Source organism: Streptomyces roseochromogenus subsp. oscitans DS 12.976 (assembly GCF_000497445.1).
Classification (GTDB): domain Bacteria; phylum Actinomycetota; class Actinomycetes; order Streptomycetales; family Streptomycetaceae; genus Streptomyces; species Streptomyces oscitans.
In genome coordinates this window covers 8,739,089-8,757,714 of record NZ_CM002285.1, presented here as the reverse complement: position 1 = coordinate 8,757,714, position 18,626 = coordinate 8,739,089, and the positions used below count along the sequence as shown (strand labels likewise).

At 70.3% G+C, this 18,626-nt stretch carries 15 protein-coding genes and 3 pseudogenes; 8 read left to right on the top strand and 10 right to left on the bottom strand.

Annotated elements, in window-relative coordinates; translation table 11 throughout:
* Positions 1-40: 40 nt before the first annotated feature.
* From M878_RS87585 to M878_RS87575, 3 genes and pseudogenes are all read left to right on the top strand, one after another.
* Positions 41-1,669: a S1 family peptidase gene (locus M878_RS87585; RefSeq protein WP_245238297.1), complete on the top strand. Its 1,629-nt coding sequence runs from the start codon at positions 41-43 to the stop codon at positions 1,667-1,669.
* 752 nt (positions 1,670-2,421) lie between these two features.
* Positions 2,422-2,793: a hypothetical protein gene (locus tag M878_RS87580; protein ID WP_023553027.1), complete on the top strand. Its 372-nt coding sequence runs from the start codon at positions 2,422-2,424 to the stop codon at positions 2,791-2,793.
* A gap of 177 nt (positions 2,794-2,970) precedes the next feature.
* A pseudogene (locus M878_RS87575) lies at positions 2,971-3,186 on the top strand (acyl-CoA dehydrogenase); the annotation flags it as partial.
* A 71-nt stretch (positions 3,187-3,257) separates the two neighbouring features.
* Here the strand turns inward: M878_RS87575 and M878_RS87570 are convergent.
* The 4 genes and pseudogenes from M878_RS87570 to M878_RS000000102030 all read right to left on the bottom strand — a co-directional run bounded on the left by M878_RS87570 (position 3,258) and on the right by M878_RS000000102030 (position 6,125).
* Entirely contained in the window at positions 3,258-3,794 is a 537-nt protein-coding gene (locus tag M878_RS87570) for an HXXEE domain-containing protein (RefSeq protein ID WP_031226997.1), read from the bottom strand.
* Positions 3,795-3,822: 28 nt separating this feature from the next.
* Positions 3,823-4,965: an LLM class flavin-dependent oxidoreductase gene (locus tag M878_RS87565; protein WP_023553024.1), complete on the bottom strand. Its 1,143-nt coding sequence runs from the start codon at positions 4,963-4,965 to the stop codon at positions 3,823-3,825.
* Between the two features lie 262 nt (positions 4,966-5,227).
* Positions 5,228-5,914, bottom strand: a pseudogene (locus M878_RS87560) (LLM class flavin-dependent oxidoreductase); the annotation flags it as partial.
* Between the two features lie 133 nt (positions 5,915-6,047).
* On the bottom strand, positions 6,048-6,125 hold the full coding sequence (locus M878_RS000000102030; protein WP_351405193.1) for a putative leader peptide: 78 nt from the start codon (positions 6,123-6,125) through the stop codon (positions 6,048-6,050).
* A 64-nt stretch (positions 6,126-6,189) separates the two neighbouring features.
* Between M878_RS000000102030 and M878_RS87555 the strand changes: the two are divergent.
* Positions 6,190-7,051, top strand: a pseudogene (locus tag M878_RS87555) (LysR family transcriptional regulator).
* 45 nt (positions 7,052-7,096) lie between these two features.
* On the opposite strand, the gene M878_RS98630 reads toward M878_RS87555, so the two are convergent.
* Complete coding sequence (locus M878_RS98630; RefSeq protein WP_167345810.1) at positions 7,097-7,273, bottom strand: hypothetical protein; 177 nt, start codon at positions 7,271-7,273, stop codon at positions 7,097-7,099.
* A 234-nt stretch (positions 7,274-7,507) separates the two neighbouring features.
* On the opposite strand from M878_RS98630, the gene M878_RS87550 reads away from it, so the two are divergent.
* Positions 7,508-7,945 (top strand): SPW repeat protein, encoded by a 438-nt coding sequence (locus M878_RS87550; protein ID WP_023553018.1) that lies wholly within the window; start codon positions 7,508-7,510, stop codon positions 7,943-7,945.
* 87 nt (positions 7,946-8,032) lie between these two features.
* On the opposite strand, the gene M878_RS87545 is transcribed toward M878_RS87550, so the two are convergent.
* Positions 8,033-8,800 (bottom strand): ArsR/SmtB family transcription factor, encoded by a 768-nt coding sequence (locus M878_RS87545; protein WP_023553017.1) that lies wholly within the window; start codon positions 8,798-8,800, stop codon positions 8,033-8,035.
* Positions 8,801-9,039: 239 nt separating this feature from the next.
* Here M878_RS87545 and M878_RS87540 point away from each other — a divergent pair, with 239 nt between their 5' ends.
* Positions 9,040-9,810 carry a hypothetical protein gene (locus M878_RS87540; protein WP_023553016.1) on the top strand — a complete coding sequence of 257 codons (771 nt, stop codon included), beginning with the start codon at positions 9,040-9,042 and terminating at the stop codon, positions 9,808-9,810.
* A gap of 11 nt (positions 9,811-9,821) precedes the next feature.
* On the opposite strand, the gene M878_RS87535 is transcribed toward M878_RS87540, so the two are convergent.
* Positions 9,822-10,334: a GNAT family N-acetyltransferase gene (locus M878_RS87535; protein WP_023553015.1), complete on the bottom strand. Its 513-nt coding sequence runs from the start codon at positions 10,332-10,334 to the stop codon at positions 9,822-9,824.
* 65 nt (positions 10,335-10,399) lie between these two features.
* Complete coding sequence (locus M878_RS87530) at positions 10,400-11,833, bottom strand: APC family permease (RefSeq protein WP_023553014.1); 1,434 nt, start codon at positions 11,831-11,833, stop codon at positions 10,400-10,402.
* 137 nt (positions 11,834-11,970) lie between these two features.
* On the opposite strand from M878_RS87530, the gene M878_RS87525 reads away from it, so the two are divergent.
* The gene (locus M878_RS87525) at positions 11,971-13,155 is read left to right on the top strand and encodes an ROK family transcriptional regulator (RefSeq protein WP_031226996.1); all 1,185 of its coding nucleotides are present in this window, start codon (positions 11,971-11,973) and stop codon (positions 13,153-13,155) included.
* A 107-nt stretch (positions 13,156-13,262) separates the two neighbouring features.
* Positions 13,263-15,977, top strand: a complete 2,715-nt coding sequence (locus M878_RS87520) for a glycoside hydrolase family 2 protein (protein ID WP_023553012.1) — start codon at positions 13,263-13,265, stop codon at positions 15,975-15,977.
* A gap of 40 nt (positions 15,978-16,017) precedes the next feature.
* Here the strand turns inward: M878_RS87520 and M878_RS87515 are convergent, their stop codons facing one another.
* Both M878_RS87515 and M878_RS87510 read right to left on the bottom strand, forming a co-directional pair.
* A complete protein-coding gene (locus tag M878_RS87515; RefSeq protein ID WP_023553011.1) occupies positions 16,018-17,472 on the bottom strand; it encodes an immune inhibitor A in 1,455 nt (484 codons plus the stop codon).
* Between the two features lie 198 nt (positions 17,473-17,670).
* Positions 17,671-18,447, bottom strand: a complete 777-nt coding sequence (locus M878_RS87510) for a hypothetical protein (protein ID WP_023553010.1) — start codon at positions 18,445-18,447, stop codon at positions 17,671-17,673.
* Positions 18,448-18,626 lie beyond the last annotated feature (179 nt).

Below are 18,626 nucleotides of genomic sequence, written 5' to 3'. Positions count from 1 at the left end.
GGGTCGTTCACCGACCGGACTCCTCGGCACTCTCCACCACTTGAAGGACACACCTATGTTCGCCGGACGTTCACGTACCGCGAGGATCAGCGCACTTCTCACCACCGCCGCCGCCATGGCGGCCGGTCTGCTCACGGCGACGGCCGCCCACGCCGTGGTCGGCGACCAGGCCCAGGACGGCGCGTACCCGTTCCTGGTGAAGCTGGACATCACCATGGGCGACGCCAAGCGCGCCTGCACCGGCACCCTCGTCGACCCCCGCTGGGTGCTCACCGCTGCCAGCTGCTTCGCCGACACCCCCGGTGCGGCCGTCCCGGCGGGGGCGCCAAAAGGGAAGGCCACAGCCACCGTCGGCCGCTCCGACCTGTCCAACACCTCGGCCGGAGCCGTACGAGACATCGTCGAGCTGGTGCCCCGCACCGACCGTGACCTGGTCATGGTCAGGCTCGCGAGCGCCGTCAGCGGCGTCACCCCCGCCTCGGTGACCACCAGCGCACCCACCGAGGGTGAGAGCCTGCAGTCCGCCGGGTTCGGACGCACCCGCGACGAGTGGGTGCCCGATCACGCTCACACCGCTGCCTTCACCGCCGGCACCTTGACCGGCACCAGCGTGCAGCTGGCCGCGTCGGGGGACGCGGCAATCTGCAAGGGTGACACCGGCGGTCCGGTACTGAGCACCACCGGCGGCCATACTGCGATCGTGGGTGTCAGCAGCCTGTCCTGGCAGGGGGGTTGCCTGGGAACCGACCCGGCGGAGACCCGCACGGGAGCGAGCGCCGCACGGGTCGACGATCTGGCGGGCTGGGTGAAGCAGGTCGCCTACGGCCCCGCCTTCGCGGGCGCCCCGTGGGACCATGCCGTGCAGATGACCGCGGGCTACTACACCGGCGGCTCGGCGGGCGGCACCCGTCACATGGACCTGATCGTCGTCTGGGACGACGGGGAGGTCACGCTCTACCAGGGCGGCGAGGGCAACGATCCCGCCCACCCCTTCTCCGCCGAGTACCAGCTGGCGCCCCGGAAGAGCATCTGGATCAAGGCGCTCTCGGTCACCAGCGTCAACACGGGCGGCGGCACGGACGGGGTGGTGGTGCGCTGGATAGACGGGGAGATGACCCTGTACACCACCGTCGACGCCAAGGGGTTCCACGGCGAGAAGCAGCTCGCCCCGGCGAAGAACGAAACCTGGAGGGACGACGCCTTCCAGCTGGTCGGCGGCCGCTTCACCGCGGGCGGTCACCGCGACGACCTGCTGGTGGACTGGAAGGACGGCCACGTCTCCGTCTTCAACGACGTGGCGGTCAACGGCTTGAAGAAGCAGACCCAGGTCGTTGCGAAGAACACCACATGGCCCCACGCCACCCAGCTCACCAGTGGCTCCTTCACCGGCAAGACCACCGATGACCTGCTGGTGCGCTGGTCCGACGGCGAGACAACCATCTACCCCGGGATGAACGGCAAGTCCCTGCCCGGCGAGCTCAAGATCCGGCCCGCCAGGCCCGACAAGTCGAACTGGGCCGACGCCACCGTCGTCGCCGCCGGCGCCTTCACCGCCAACACCACCGCCGACGACATCATCGTCCGCTGGAGTGACGGCCACGTCAGCCTCTTCCCGGGCGTGGACGCCAAGGGCCTGCACGACGAATTCCGGCTCGCACCGGCCAACTGACCGATTCGGCACAGCTCTTGAGGAGGCGGCCCGCCGGAACACCTCGGCGGGCCGCCCCTCGAGCACCCCACCGCGCCGGGCCGACGCCCCCTGACCAGGATCGCGGCCCGTCGTACAAGCGCCAGCGGTCGGACAAGCTGACAATGCGGGCTGTGTCGCATGGCGCGGCCCGCACTCTCCTGACGACCCCACCGAGGACGCTCAGTACGTGCCGCCCTCGTCATAACCGACCTGGTGACCGAGTGGACGGCGAGCGGGGCCGGCCGGCAGCACGTCCGCGTGACCGTCTGAGAGGGCGAGGAAGGCGCAGGCCCCGAGGCCGCGGCGTTCATGGTGGAGATCCGGCCCCACATCGACGGAGAATGACGCCCGTCAGCCGTTCCGTGTCACGGGCGGACGCAGACGGTGTCGGGTCCGGCTCGGGTGGTGAACGGGGCGCTCTGAGCAACTGAGCCGGAGAGTGCGCTGACCATGCGTACGCCCCCGTTGCTCCGCCCTCGCATGTGCAGAGGCGGAGCAACCTCGAGCGATGCAGCCAGCAGCTCGGATAGGACTCGCTTCACGATACGGCAGTGAACATCAGTCGCTGACGAGCAAGCGTCGGTGGCCATGGGCATGGGGACGTCGGCCAACAGGCTTCGCAGTCCGTGCAACCGGCGTGATCGTGAGACGGGTGGAGACGACTCGCGAGTACCGGGGCGCCCCTCCCCGGGCGGGCGGGGGCCGTTCTTGGCGCACCTGGTGTCGTGGCTATGGGCAGCACCGACCACGAGCACCGCCGTATGCGTATCACGGCAGCCCCGAACGACGGGGCGCTCATCGAGATTGACGGTGACGATGTCGCCTCCGCTGTCGAGGCCTACCGGATCACGCAGACCGTCGACGAGGGCCCCGATGTCACGCTGTACGTCCAGCAGGGTTGGCGCGGCCCGGAGTTCGACGGGTTGGCCGAGGTCGTGGTGGAGCCCGCTGACGTCCGGCAGGTGGTGATCGGATTCCTGGATGCCGTCGACTGGCGGAGACTCAACGAGGCCGTTCTGGCTCGAGACGACCTCGACGGCCGGCCTGGCGAGCTGACCCGAGGCATGCTCGAGCAGCTGAGGGAGTGGGCCGCGAGTGCTTGACCAGTCAGCGATAGCAAGGTTCGCCGAGCGTCATCTGATGCCGGACCGCGTCCAGGTCAGTCGTGGAAACGGCGAGGACATGCTGGACCCGAAGACCGGCGACCTGGTACCCGACGCGGCCATTGATCGTCTACGAGGGCAAGGGCGGCTTGTACGCGCGTCAGGAGCGGATCCACACCGCTGGAGCGGGTCGCGGAGCGGCTGGCGGTGCGCGCGGAGGCGTACGAGGTGCTGCGTACGGCCACCACGGCGGCGGTGGTGGCCGGCGGCGGCCACTCGATGGCCCTGACCAGCCGCGCCCAGCGCCTCGCGCGGGAGGCGCTGTTCCTGCTGGTGCAGGGGCAGACGGCAGAGACCCGGGAGGCACAGCTGCGGGCGCTCGGAGGTGGCTGAGCCGACGCCCCGGCCGGTCGCCGCGGACACAGGTGTGTGCGCTCGTGGGCGCCTGATGCAGGCCCCTGGCGTCACCGCCGGCGCGGTACTCCCTGCGCGAGCGCATGGGTGGCGACCGTGGCCGCCGCGGCGAAGCCGAGGCCCTGGGCCAGGTCCCGCGGCCGCGTGGGGCGCAGCACGCCGGAACCGCGCAGCCGGCCGCGGGCCCACACGGTGAAGGGCAGGACGACCAGGGGCGTGGTCGCGGAGCCCGGGGTGAAGCCGCGCAGGGACGCCGCCTGGGCCAGATGGACCAGGCCGTGCAGGCCGAAGGCGTTGAGCGCGGTCTGGTAGACGGCGGACCGGCCCCCGGTCCGGTGGCCGTCGGCGGCCGCGGCGGCCACCACCACCGCCATCGCGGCGACCGCGGTGGCGAACTCCCGCGCGTCCACGGACTCCAGCCGCCGCCAGGCCGTCTCCGGCACCCGCGGGAACCGCTTGCGCAGCTCCGGCACCTGGGTGCGCACCCAGCGCGGCACCATGACCACTTCCTCGGTGTCGTGCAGGGCCCACGCGGCCAGCAGACCCCAGGTGACAGCCGCGCCGGTGCCGTTCGGTTCTCGTTTCATGAACCGGCAGCCTGCCACGGCGAGTTGGTCAGCTCGCGAACGGCACCTGGGCCGAGGGGGCGGCCGCCCTGACGTCGGGATGCGTCCACAGTCCCTGGGCGGCGAGCCGGGGCAGCACTCCCTCGCCGAACCAGTACGCCTCTTCCAGGTGCGGGTAGCCGGAGAGGACGAACTCGTCGATGCCGAGGGCGTGGTACTCCTTGATCCGCTCGGCGACCTCGTCGTGGCTGCCGACCAGCGCGGTGCCCGCGCCCCCGCGCACCAGGCCGATGCCGGCCCAGAGGTTGGGGTGGATCTCCAGGCTCTCCCGGCTGCCGCCGTGCAGGGCGAGCATGCGTTGCTGGCCCGCGGACTCGCTGCGGGCCAGGCCCGCCTGGACGGCCCGTACCGTCTCCGGGTCGAAGCCGTCGAGCAGCCGGTCCGCCTCGGCCCAGGCCCGCGCGGCGGTGTCGCGCGTGATGACGTGCAGCCGGATGCCGAAGCGGAGGCCGCGCCCGTGCCCGGCGGCCAGCTTGCGGATCCAGGCGATCTTCTCGGCGACCTGGGCGGGCGGCTCGCCCCAGGTGAGGTACACGTCCGCATACCGGGCCGCGACCTCGCCGGCGGCGGGCGAGGAGCCGCCGAAGTACACCTCGGGCACCGGGTCGGGCACCCGGCTGAGCTTCGCCTCAGCGACCTGGAGGTGCTCCCCGTGCAGGTCGACGCTCTTGCCGTCCCACAGGTCCCGCACGATGTGCAGGAATTCGCCGGTACGACGGTACCGGGAGTCCTTGTCGAGGAAGTCGCCGTAGGCCCGCTGCTCGTGGCTCTCGCCGCCGGTGACCACGTTGAGCAGCAGCCGTCCGCCGGTCTGCCGCTGGAAGGTGGACGCCATCTGCGCGGCGAGCGTCGGCGAGACGAAGCCGGGCCGGAAGGCGACGAGGAACTTCAGCCGCTCGGAGTTCTGGCTGACCATGGCGGTCGTCAGCCACGCGTCCTCGCACCAGGCGCCGGTCGGGGTGAGCGCGCCCACGAAGCCGAGGTCCTCGGCGGCCCGGGCGATCTGGCTCAGATAGGCGACCGTCGGGGGCCGGTCCCGGCCGGAGGCGGTGGCCGGGGTGCCGTGGCCGCCGCCGACGACATGGCGGCTGTCGCCGTTGGTGGGCAGGAACCAGTGGAAGGTGAGGGACACGTGGGTCTCCGATCGCGAGTGTCCGTTGGATCCGGCGGTGGCGGGGGCGGGTCGGGTGGTGCAGTCGGGGTGCGCAGCGGTGCTGCTTATGGGGTGACCTCTTTCGGGAGGCTCAGGCATGGGCCGGGGCGGACTCGGGCTCGCCGTCCGGAAGTTCACCGTCGGGGAGTTCGCCGTGGTGGAGCTCGCCATCGGGGCGTTCGCCGTCGGGGAGTTGTGCCTCCAGCTCGCGTACGGGCGGCAGTACCCGCCTGCCGAAGTACGCGATGAGGAAGCCGTTGAGGCCGATTTTCGGCGCCCTGCGGCCCACTTCCGGGGCGGACTTGGGGACGTCCGCGATCTGCTCCACGACGCCGTCGAAGTCCTTGCCGTTGGAGAAGTACCAGTCGGAGACCCGGCCGGCCATCCACCGGGCGGCGGTGGAGTTGCCGCCCTGGAAGATCTCCGGGTGCGGCCGCTCGGGTGTGCTGAGCGGCTTGGGCGTGAGGGAGAAGTCACGCAACCGGTAGAAGTCACCGGTGAGTTCGGCGTGGTCCTCGGCCCAGATCTGCCGCAGGCCGTGGATGAACTCCTCGGAACGGCGGATGGGGGTGCCCCCGTTCCGAGCGAAGCCGAGAACTGGGTGAGTTCGTGGTGCTCCAGCCAGGGCTCGCCGAGCGCGGTGAACTCGACCTTGAACCAGCCGGAGACGACGGCGATGGCCTTCGGGCGCTCGGTGGCGAGCAGCAGGGCGAGGCTGAAGCTGGTCGACTCGTGCTGGTACCCGGCGCCGTAGCCGGCCATGTGGCGGACCGGGCTGAGGGCGTACTCGAACCCGTTGTTCTCGGCGAGGACGGCGAGTTCGCGGTTGTAGTCGACTCCCCGGTCGGTGCGCTGTTCGATCGGGCTGGTGACGAGTCCCCCGCTGGCTTTGGGGACCGCAGGCGAATTTCACTGGCGCCGCGGGCATGCGGAACTCCTGGTGCGGAATTGCTCGGTGAAGTTTCCGGGCATGCCGAATTCCACGCACGGGCGCACGGGAATGCGCGGGGGAATCCGGGCGGTGCCGGAGTGGAGCGGAGAGCGGCGGAGGAGCCGGACGATCAGGCCGCGGCGCGACAGGAGGCGCTGGAGACGCGCGCGAGGTCGACATGGCGTCGCCGCGTGAGGTCCAGTCGCATTGTCATGCGGTCGATCGTCGCAGCCGCCGCTGAGGGCCGTCAAGGAGAACCCGACCGGTCTTGCATCCCGGGCCATTGGATCTCACGAAGGTGTGACAGGGTGTCGCAGCCCGCGTTGAGCGAGACCGTACGCAATCGGGAACGGGAACCGGGAGTCGACCTGCTGGAGCGGAAGCGGTCGGGCGCCGTGATGAGCGGAGCGGGCCGGGAGCTGCTGCCACACCTCGTGAGCGTGCTGGAGGCGGTGGAACGGTTGCGGGCCGCGGCCGGCGAGCAGCATCGCGTCAGCCGCATGGTGCGCGTCGGCACCGTCAACGCGGCGGCCGTGCCGCTGCTGATTCCGGTGCTGCGCGAGTTCCGGGCCGCGCATCCGGTCACCCAGGTCGAGGTGGTGGGCGCGCAGCGGACGGAGATCCAGCGCGGCCGCACCGAGGCGGCTTCGGCCTGGGCTGGTCAACCACCCGGACGGCGACGACGTGCCCGCGGGCATGGAGGGTACGGAACTCCTCCGCGGCCGGCCGGTGGTGTGCCTGCGCGCGGACAGTCCGCTCGCCGCGCTGCCCATGGTCGGCGCCGAGTACCTGCTCGGTGTGCCGCTGATCGCGATGCGCGCCCGGTATGTGACGCACCGGTATGTGCACCGGCTGCTGTCGGGCCGGGTCCCGGTGTTCTCGTACTCGACCGACGGTGCGGAGATGGGCAGGCTGACGGTCGCCGAGGGGCTCGGGGCGACCGTGCTGCCGGACTTCAGCGTCGCCGGGGATCCGCTGGAGCGGGCCGGCACGATCACATACCGGCCGATCGCCGACGACACCACCCGGGAGCCGCTGATGCTCCAGCGCCGGCGCGCGGAGTCGGTGCGGCGGGCGGCCAGGGACCTGAACACGGCCTTCGTGCGCCGGGCACCCGAACTGACGGTGGCCTGAGGAGCGGCCGTCACATTCCCGGTCACCCAGTCACCGTTCACCGGCTCAGCAGCGGCCGTCCTCGTCCCCCGCCTCGGTCACGACGAGGAAAGCGTCGGACTTCAGATCCATCACCACGGTCACCCGCTCGCCCTTGGCGCGGCGCGCGGCCGCGTACTCCTCCGCGGGCCACGATCCTCGCGGGGCCCCGGCGGGGAACCGCTCCAGCACTTTCCCACCCATGACGGTCGGTCACCTCCACGGCCGGCGGCCGGACGCAGCGTACGTCCGTTACTGCTCAGCCTGCCCGGATTCGGTGCGGACATGTCACCCAGTGCCGTATGCGGCCCGCACGACCGGCACAGCCTGCACGGGTCTACACATAAAGAATAAATAAGAGCAGACTGGGAACACGCGGTACGAAACCGAATACCGCACCAGACGCGGTCTGGCCTGCAAAGTCAAAGGAGACGAGTCATGTCAGACGTCTCGCACAGGGGTGATCTGTCGACCCACCCCGATGTCTCCGAAATGCGGGAACGCTACGCCCGCATGCTCAGCGGTCGCGATGTGGCGCTCGTGGACGGGCCGGTCTTCCTGCTCGGGCTCTACTGCGCGGCATCTCCGTGGATAGTGCACTACACGACGAGCCAACCCGCGCTCATGACCCACAACCTGATCATGGGTATAGCGATAGGCCTGCTGGCACTGGGATTCACCCGGGCCCCCGAGCGGATGTACGGCCTCAGCGGGGCCATGTGCGCGATGGGCATCTGGCTGATCATCGCTCCGTGGATCGTGGGCAGCGGCCCCGACAAGGGCGTGATCATCAACAACGTCGTCATCGGCGCGCTGGCGCTCGTACTCGGACTGGTCTGTGCCGGTACGGCAGCACGGAGCACCCCCAAGCCGTGACCGGAGACGCGCGGAGAGGAAGAACAGAGAACGAGGAACGGGGGTACGCGAGGCCGGTCCGCCCAGGCGGGCCGGCCTCGCGTCGGCTCAGTGCCCCGGCACCAGCCAGGGCTCCTGCGGCAGGGTCCGGCCGGTCTCCAGCAGCGACTTGAGGTTGGACAGCACGGCCGGCCAGCCCCCCGCCACGTCCGAGCGCTCACCCTCGTCGTTGAGGTCCTCGTGGATGACGGTCAGCCGGACGATGTCCTCGTGCGGCCGGATCTCGTAGGTGACCCGGGAGTGCCGGTCCTCACGGTCCTCGTCACCGGGCGCGGCCCAGGTGGTGACCAGCCGGGTCGGCGGCTCGCTCGCCACCACCCTGCCGACCACGTCGGCGATGCCGGAGCCGTCGGTGCGCACATGCGCCCAGCGGGAGCCGGGCCGCCAGTCGGACTCGTTGCGGTGGCCCCAGTAGGCGGCCGTGAGGTCGGCGTCGGTGAGCGCCTCCCAGACCTTCTCGGGCGTGCTCGCGATGTAGGTGACGTACACGAAGCTGGGTTTGTCGGTCATGGCTTCCTCGGCTCGTCGCTTCAGGGCGCCGAGCGCGCTCAGGCGCGGGCGCTCGAACTTGTCGATCCACCGCTCCTGGATCTCATGGAGCGGCACGGGGTTGAGGTAGTGCAGCTTTTCCCGCCCCCGCCGCACCGTGCTGATCAGGTTGGCCGCCTCCAGGACGGCCAGATGCTGGGTGACCGACTGGCGCGTCATGGCGATGCGCTCGCACAGCTCGCCCAGGGTCTGGCCGTTGTTCTCGTGGAGCCGGTCCAGCAGGCGCCTGCGCGTGTCGTCGGCCAGCGCCTTGAAGACCTTGTCCATCTCGCTGTCGTCCTCTGATCGCACACTCAACGTTATGCAGGCAAACACTTGCATGTCAAGGATAGCGAGGCCCTCAAGCGGTTTCTCCTGCGGATTCAATGATTGAGCGGTGGATTATGTACCGATTCGAGCAGAACGCTACAAACATCTGTTACATGACGTATGGATGACCTTGATGGACGGTTCGTAGCGTCGAAGACACACCGACGAACGAAAACCGATCGAAGGACAGTTCACCGATGCGTGCTCTTCGCACCCTGCGCACCACCCTCGTCGCCGCCGGCGCCACCGCCGTCCTGGCCGCCTCGGCGGGCGGCGCGTTCGCGGCCACCGCCCCCGAGTCGGCGCCCGCCGCCCACGCCCCGGCCCACTGCAAGGACAAGCGTGTTCTCGTCAAGACGGTGCGACTCGCGGACAAGGTCTCCGTCGCCAAGGTCTACAAGACCGGCAAGCACCGCTTCGAGGCGGAGATCTGGGCGAAGGGCAAGAAGTACGGGACCCTCGCCACCAAGGGCAAGGGCAAGCCCGTGCACGGCCGGCACAACGGACTGCATGTCACGCTGCACCCGAACGGCAAGGTGACGTCCTGGGTCGAGCGGGCCAAGCCGAAGCCCGAGCCCAAGCCGCAGCCCGTCGCCAAGCGCATCCTCGTCTCCATAACGACGCTGGCCGACGACGTCTCGACCGGCAAGGTCTACAAGCTCGGCGCCAACCACTACGAGGCCGACATCTACGCCCACGGCGTCAAGCTCGACACCCTCGTCGCCAAGGGCCACGCCGCCTACGGCGAGAACAACGGCCTGCACGTGGCCCTCAAGCCGGACGGCCGACTGACCTCCTGGGTCGACGACGCGCCGCAGCCCGAGCCGAAGAAGAACACCTCCGACGCCAAGCCGACCCCGCTGCCGGACAACGGCGACGCCACCAACGACAAGGCCGCCACCCCCGCGCCCGTGATCCCGGCCACGCCGGACGCCCAGGTCACGACGGAGCCCGCGCAGGCGCGGTGACGCGGCTCCGTTCAACCGGTCACGGCGAACGAGATCCACACATCCGGGGGCAGCTCCGGCCGGTCCGGTACCGGCCGGAGCTCGCGCGTCCAGGCGTCGCCGGCCATATCCCGGGCGATGTAGGGCCAGAACCGTACGGCGGCCGCATTGTCGTGCTGGAACGCGATCTCCCAGGCCCCGGGATGCCGGCCCAGCACGTCCCGCACGGCCCGCGTCCCGATCCCGCGCCGCCGGGCACCACGCACGACGAAGAAGCTGTTCAGCACCCGCACCGGCCGGTCCAGCGCGCGTACGAACGCGAAACCGGCCGGGCGCCCGTCGCACAGGAAGAGGTACGGCGCCCAGTCCGGCCGGGTGAAGGCGTACTCGACGCGTTCGTTGCGGAAGGTGCCGTCCGGGCCGGGCAGGGTGCCCCGGAACTCGGACAGGTCGTGGTGGAACATCAGCCACAGCCGTTCGACGGCGGGCCGGTCCTCCAGGGTCGCGGGGCGGACGGTCAGGTCCGCCGAGTGAGTTTCGGTCATGAAACACAGCCTCCCCGGCGGACAAGGTGTCCGGTCCGGGGAGGCGCGCTAAGAGTGCCGTAACTCTAGCTCATCTCAAGGACCTTGTACTCCTCGGTGATCTCCTTCCGGCCGAACGGCCAGACCTTCTCCAGCCGTGCCCACACGACGAAGGCGACGCAGCCGAGGGCCAGCCAGGCCAGGGACCACTCGATGGGGTGGCGGCCCGGGGAGTTCTCGTCGGCGTAGCCGTAGATCACGCACCAGCCGGCGAACGCGAGGATGCTCGGCAGCGGATGCAGCCACATCCGGTACGGCCGGCGCAGCTCCGGCTGCCGCTTGCGCAGAACGCTCAGGGCGACGATCTGGGCGAGCGCCTGGACGATCACCATGACCGTGGTGAGCAACTGGATCAGAGTCGCAAGGTCGGTGTGCCGGCCGATCAGGAAGCCTACGGCGGTGATCACGCCCATGGTCGCGAGGCCCAGCGTCGGGAAGCGGTGCCTGGGGTGCAGCTTCTCGTACGGCCGGAAGAAGACACGGTCGCGGGCGGCGTCGTAGGGGACGCGGGAGCCGCCCAGCAGTCCGGTGAACACCGAGGCGAACGCGGTGACGAGGATGAACACGGTCACCACGTCGGCGGGGCCCTTGCCCCAGGTCTTCTCCAGCACCGCCGAGGCGACCGAGGTCGAGGCGATGTCATGCGGGTCGGTCATCCGGTGCCAGTCGACGACGCCCAGGGTGCCGATCTGCAGCAGCAGGTAGATCGCCATGATGCCGAGGATGGAGAAGAGGATCGAGCGCGGCAGCGTACGGCCCGGGTCCTTCATCTCGGCGCCCATGTACGCGGTGGTGTTGTAGCCGAGGTAGTCGTAGATGCCGATGGTCAGGCCCCCGGCGAAGCCGAGCCAGAAGTGGTTGCTCGTCAGATCGAAGGCGCCGGCCGGGTAGGTGAAGGCCAGATGCGGACTGAAGTCACCGGCCGCGGCGACGATCACCAGGAGCACCGAGGCGATCATCACGGCCCACATCACGGCGGTGATCCGCGCAATGTGCTCGACGCCGCGCCACAGCAGGAGCACGACCAGGACGATGACGCCGAGGCCGATCAGATCGCCCGCCGTCTGGCCGAGATGCGGGGCCAGATAGCCCAGGTATTGGACGAAGCCGACCACACCTGTGGACATGATCAGCGGGATGAAGAGCATCGCCGTCCACACGAACAGGAACGGCATCAGCCGGCCCGTGCGGTACTGGAAGGCCTGGCGCAGATAGAGGTAACTGCCGCCGGAGCCGGGCATCGAGGCGCCCAGCTCGGCCCAGACCAGTCCGTCGCACAGCGCGAGGACGGCGCCCGCGACAAAGCCGATGACCGCCTGCGGACCGCCGAACGCGGCGACCATCAGTGGGATCGTGACGAACGGGCCGATGCCGCACATCTGGCTCATGTTGATGGCCGTGGCCTGGAACAGGCCGACACGGCGGACGAAACCACCTGTGGGCGGCGGGCTACCGGACATGGGGACTCCTGAACGCGACGGGGGCGCGGGCCGCGTGTCTGCGGGGCGACATGCCCGGGCCGGGCTGCTGGCGGATAAAGTTAAGGAGCCTTACTAGCCGCGTCAAGTATGCGCAGAGAATGCGTGAGAATGGTGCGATGGCCGCCAGTGATGTCATGGAGCAGCAGGAACAGCCCTGGAGCCGCCGGCGGCTGCGCAGCACCAATGAGCGGCTGCTGCTGGACCGGCTGCGCACCCTCGGCGCCGCCTCGCGCGCCCAACTGGCCCGGGAGACCGGCCTGTCGAAGCCGACGGTCTCCAGCGCGCTGGCCTCACTGGAGACAGCCGGTCTGGTGCACGAGGTCGGCACCCACACCCCGGAGCGCGGGCGCACCGCCGTGCTGTACGCCCCCGACCCGGCCGCCGGGTACGCGCTCGGGGTGGACATCGGGCGCGGCTGGCTGCGGGTGGCGGTGGCCGACCTGGACGGCACGCTCGTCGCCCGGGCCGATGTACGCAACCGCGCCCGCGCCTCCGCCGCGCTCGCCGACCTGGTCGTGGGCACCGCCAGGCAGGTGATCGCCACCTCGGACGTGGACCCGGCCGAGGTGGTGCACGGGGTGGTCGGCACGCCCGGTGTGTACGACGCGCAGCAGCGGCGGGTGCGGTACGCGATGCATCTGCCGGGCTGGGGGCGCGCCGGGCTCGTCGACCGGATGCGCGAGGAGCTGGGCGTGCCGCTGGAGGTGCACAACGACGCCAACCTCGCCGCGCTCGGCGAGTACACCTACGGCGTCGGCACGGGCAGCCGGCTGTTCGCGTACATCCTGATCGGCACCGGACTCGGCATGGGCGTCGTCAGCGAGGGCCGGCTGTTCACCGGGGCACACGGGCTGGCCGGCGAGATCGGCTTCCTGCCCTGGCCGGGGCGGCAGAAGCCGGAGCGGCTGGAGGACGCGGTGTCCGGGGTGGCCGTGGTGGAGGCCGCCCGGGAGTTCGGGATGAGGGGGCAGCTCACGGCGAAGGCGGTTTTCGACGCGGCCCGGCAGGGCCATCCGGCCGCCCTGCGGGCGGTGGAGCTGGAGGGCGAGCGGATCGCGCACACCGTGGCGGCGGCCGCCGCCGTGCTCGACCCGGACCTGGTGGTGCTCGGCGGCGGTGTCGGCCACAGCGTCGACCTGCTGCTGCGTCCGGTCCAGGAGCATGTGCGCACGCTCACCCCACTGCGCCCCCGGATCGCGCCGAGCCGGCTCGGCGAGGACGCGGTCCTGCTCGGTGCGGTGGCCACGGCCCTGGACACGGCCCGGGACCTGGTGTTCGAGCGCAGGGCGGCCGGAACCTGACCGGTCCAAGGTCCCGGCCGCCCACGGTCATTGACACGACCCGTACGGCGCCCTAGCGTGAGCCAAGTTAGTAAAGTTTCCTAACTTTACAAGGCCGGAGCTCTGCCATGCCCCCTCGCCCCGCCCTCGGCCACCGGTACGCCGTCACCGTGCTGGTCATCGGCCTGCTCGCCGCCCTGACCAGCGGCGCCTGGGCCGGCGCCCGGCATCGGACGTCACCGGCCGCTGTCACAAGCGTTCCCTCCGCCGCCGGGACCACCACCCCGCTCACCGGCTACGCCATCCAGTCCTCGGCGAAGGTGACCGACTCCGCCACCACGATCTCCTCCCCCGGCTATCCGGCGCAGGGCTGGTATCCGGCGGGCCCCCGCTCCACGGTGCTGGCCGCGCTGCTCGCCGACGGCGTCTACGCCGACCCGTTCTTCTCCACCAACCAGCAGCAGATCCCGAAGGCCGACTTCCAGGTCCCCTGGTGGTATCGCTCCGACTTCACGGTCCAGGACACCACGCGGCGCACCTTCCTCGACTTCAGCGGGGTGATCTCGGCGGCCGACGTCTATGTCGACGGCCACCAGGTGGCGGCGGCCAAGGATGTCACCGGCGCCTACACCCACCACGAGCTGGACATCACCTCACTGGTCAGGTCCGGCACCAACACGGTCGCCTTCCGTATCCAGCCCAACGACCCGGACAAGGACCTCACCATGGGCTGGATCGACTGGCTCCAGCCGCCGCCCGACCGGAACATGGGGATCGTCCGGGACGTCCTGGTGCGCAGGGGCGGCCCGGTGACCCTGCGGGACGCACATGTGCTCACCCAGCTGGCCGTGCCGTCGCTCGCCTCCGCCGAGCTGACGGTGAAGGCGCAGGCCCGCAACGACACCGACGCGCCGGTCACAGCCGAGATCACCGGCACCCTGGGCGCGACGAACTTCACCCGGCAAGTCCCGCTCGCCGCCCACGAGTCGAAGACCGTCACCTTCTCCCCCGCCGACACCCCCGGCCTGCATCTGACCGCACCCAAGGTGTGGTGGCCGGCCGGGATGGGCGGACAGCCGCTGTACGACCTCGATCTCACCGCGTCCGTCGCCGGTACGACGTCCGACACCGCGCACGACAGCTTCGGCATCCGCGACGTCCAGGCCCCGCTGAACACGGACGGCGCACGCCAGTACCGGATCAACGGCCGCAAGCTGCTGATCAAGGGCGGCGGCTGGTCACCGGACGACTTCCTGCGCTGGGACAGCCGTTATGCCGAGGACCGGCTGAGGTACGCCGTCGATCTGGGGCTGAACACCATCCGGCTGGAAGGGCATCTGGAACCGGACGAGTTCTTCGACCTGGCCGACCGCTATGGCGTGCTCACGCTGCCGGGCTGGGAGTGCTGCGACAAGTGGGAGGGCGACGTCAACGGTGCCGACGAGCCCGGGGACCCGTGGACCGACGCCGACTATCCGGTGGCGAAGGCGTCCATGACCGCCGAGGCCGCCCGGCTGCGCGACCACCCGAGTGTGATCTCCTTCCTGATCGGCAGCGACTTCGCACCCGACGCGAAGATCGAGAAGACCTATCTGGACGCCCTGGAGGCCGCCGACTGGCCCGACCCGGTCGTCTCCGCAGCCTCCGACAAGTCCTCACCTCAGCTCGGCAGTTCGGGCCTGAAGATGACCGGGCCGTACGACTGGGTGCCGCCGGACTACTGGTACGCCAAGCGCGAGGGCGGGGCCACCGGCTTCAACTCCGAGACCAGCGCGGGCCCGAGCATCCCGACCCTCGACACCCTGCGCCGCATGCTGACCCCGGCCGAGCTGGACACCCTCTGGAAGGACCCGGCGGCGAAGCAGTACCACCGCTCGCCGTCCCCGGTCTTCGGCACGCTCAAGATCTACGACGCCGCCCTCACCGGCCGCTACGGCGCCCCGACGAGCCTCTCCGACTATGTGCGCAAGGCCCAGCTGGCCCAGTACGAGAACGTCCGCGCTCAGTTCGAGGCGTACGAGCGGGGCGCCACGGACACCTCGAGACCCTCGACCGGAGTGATCCACTGGATGTTCAACAGCGGCTGGACGTCCCTGCACTGGCAGCTGACGGACCGTTATCTCGACGAGGGCGGCGCCTACTTCGGTGCGAAGAAGGCGAACGAGCCGCTGCACATCCAGTATGGGTACGACGACCGCTCGGTGGCCGTGCTCAACCACCGGCACACCGCCGCGACCGGACTCACCGCACGGGCCACGCTGTTCAACCCCGACGGCACACAGAAGTACGACAAGACCGTCACCGGCCTGACGGTGGGCGGCGACGGCGCGCACGGCACCGCCCTCACCCTGCCGTCCTCGGTGAGCGGACTGTCGTCGACGTATCTGCTCCGCCTGGTCCTGACGGACGCGGCCGGCAAGGAGGTGAGCCGGAACGTGTACTGGCTCTCCACCCGGCCCGACACCCTCGACTGGTCGGGCACCACCTGGTACTACACGCCGACGACGAGCTACGCCGATCTCAAGGGGCTGGCCTCGATGGCCCAGGTGCCGGTGTCGGCGACGGCGGCCACACAGGCGTCGGACGGTACGTCGACCACGACGGTCACCCTGCGGAACACCGGGAGCGGGAAGACGCCGGCGCTGCTGACGGACGTCCACCTCGTGGACGTGCAGGGGCAGCCGGTGCTGCCGGTGCGCTGGTCGGACAACGAGGTGAGCCTGTGGCCGGGCGAGTCGGCGACGCTCACCGCCACCTACCGGACCGCCGATCTGCACGGCTCGGTGCCGGGTGTGCGGGTTTCCGGCTGGAACACCCCGGAGCGGACGGTGCCTGCGGCCTGACGGAAGGGGGGCGGACCGGTACGGCCCGCCCCCGACCGGTTCAGCTCACGTTGAGCGCGGTGTCGTCCACGACGAACGACGTCTGGTACTGGGAGCCCTCGGTGCCGGTGAACTTCAGCGTGACGGTCTGCCCGGCGTAAGCGCTGAGGTCGAAGCTGCGCTGGGTGTAGCCGGAGGCCGCGTTGAGGTTCGAGTACGTGGCCAGGGTGCCGAGGACCGAGCCCGAGCTGTTGAGAACCTGGACCTTGAGGGTGTCGTAGGCCGTGCTGGTGGTGGTCTCGGCCGTGTCGATGTGCAGATAGAAGTTCAGCGTGGCCGAGCAGCCGGACGGGATGGTCACCGCCTGGGACAGGGTGTCGGTGGTGGCGGTGCCGTAGCCGTCGAGCCAGGCGTAGTACGAGCCCGAATGAGCCGACTCACCGGTCGAGTTGGTGATGACCCCGCTGGACGCGCTCCACGCCGTGTTGCCGGACTCGAAGCCGTTGTTGCCGAGGAGCTGGGCGGCGGTGCAGGTGCCGGTGCCGCCACCGCCGCCTCCCCCGCCGCTGCTGGTGCCCGCACCGGCCAGCCAGGCGGTGGCGTTGAGCGCGAGGGCCGCGTTGGTGGCACTGGAGTCGTTCCAGCCGTCGTACAGGGTGTTGCCCGCCTGACCGGTGCCGTCGTCGATCGGGGAGCTGTCGCCCCAGTAGGCGACGCGGCCGCTACCGAAGGCGCTGGTCAGAAAGAAGGCGCCGGTGTTGCCGGAGTAACCGGTGCGGTAGAGCAGGCCCTTGACGGAGGAGTTGTCGGCGGGCTTGAGGGTGGCGGTCGTGCCGTTGGCGATGAGGCTCTTGGTGACTGTGCCGAACGAGCCGTGCAGCACCGGGTCGGTGCTGTCGTTGATCGCGGCCGGGTGGTCGGAGGAGATGTTCAGCGAGTCGATCGAGAAGCCGAACGGGTCCGTCGAGTCGACGCTGTTGTTGGTCATCAGATCGTTGAGGATCTGGACCGAGTCGTACCCGTCGTTGTTGCGGTCCGAGCCCGTGTGGTCGGAGATCATGAACAGACCGCCGCCGTTCTTCACGAAGTTCATGATCGCCGTCTTCTCGGCGCTCGTGAACAGCGTGTTGGGTTCCGGCAGGACCAGCGTGTCGAAGTTCGACAGGTCGGTCGAGGACGAGCCGCCGTAGCTGAGGCTGGAGCCGGACGGCAGCGTCTTCAGGCTGTAGTCGCCGGTCTTCTGCAGCGCCACGCCCCAGGAGGACAGGGCGCCGGTCCAGTCGGTCTCGGCGGACGGGGAGGCGTTCTCGCCGAGCGGGTCGGGCTGGCTGGTGGAGATGATCCAGTCGGCGTTTCCGGCTGTCTCTGCATGGGCGTTGTCGAACAGGACGCGGTGCGTGGTCGCCGCGTGTGCGGCGGTGCCGCTGCCGATCTGGACGGCGGCTCCGGTGAGGAGCAGTCCGAATCCGGCCAGGGCGGTGGTGAATCTGCGGCGGGATCTCCGGGATCCAAGCATCCGACGAACCTCCATGAGGGGTGGGGAGAGGCGGTGCGGCGCCAAGTCTGCGCGCGTAGAGCCGGGTTGAGGGTTCTACACGCGTCACTTTGTTGAAAGGTACATGGCATGAAGGTCCGGTGAACAGAAAGTCCCGGCAATAACCGGAACGGACTGCCCCCGCTCTCCCGTGGACCATCGCCCCCACGGATACGAGGTTCAGCTCCCGTACAGGTAGGGGGTCGTGGTGCTCAGTGCGTGGAAGCCGAGGCGCTGCAGGATGGGGCGGCTCATGGGGGAGGCGTCGACCTGGAGATAGCGGTAGCCGTGGGCGGCGGCGACACGGGCGCGGCGGGCGACCAGGGCGCGGTAGATGCCACGGCCGCGCCAGCCCTCGACGGTGCCGCCGCCCCACAGCCCGGCGAACGCGGTGCCGGGCACCAGCTCCATCCGGGCGGCGCTGACGGGTTCGTCCCCGGCGAGCGCCACCACGGCGACGACCGTGCCGGGGTCGGCGGCCAGCCGGGCGAGCAGCTGGTGCCGCAGCCGGGTGCCATCGGTGCCGAAGGCCTTCTCGTGCACCTTCACGACGAGGTCGACGCCGGCCGGGTCGGTGGCCTGTACGAGGCGGATGCCGGCGGGCGGTTCGGTGTCCAGGGCGAGCCGGTCGGTCTCGCCGATCAGCAGCGTCTCCTCGGGCTCGGCCCGGAATCCGGCGGCGGTGAGCCGGGCGCCGAGGTCCGCCGGCCGGTCGTGGCCGTAGAGCTTCCATTCGAAGGCGAGGCCGAGGCCGGTGAAGCGGGCGATCTGGTCGCGGATCGCCCGGTCCGCGCCCGCCGGGTCCAGACCGGACCAGAGCACGCAGTTCCAGCCCTGCGCGTCCGCGACCTGACGCACCACCGCGCCGGCCCGTTCGATCCGGGCGCCGGGGCCGTCGGGAGCCGCGTTCTCGCGCATGTCACGGTCGTAGAGGGCGAGCACCGCCGTGTGATCCATGCGCCCAGCTCAACAGGAACGCTCCGGTGCGCGCAACGGGATTACCGCGGCGCGGGGGCCGCCGGTACACCTTCCCCGCACTGTGGCCCGCCGGTGCGGGGAAGGCGGCGGCTGAAGCGGGACCGGAGGCGGGGGCACGGGGGCACGGGGGCTTTACCGGCGCCGCCTCCGATCTTGGG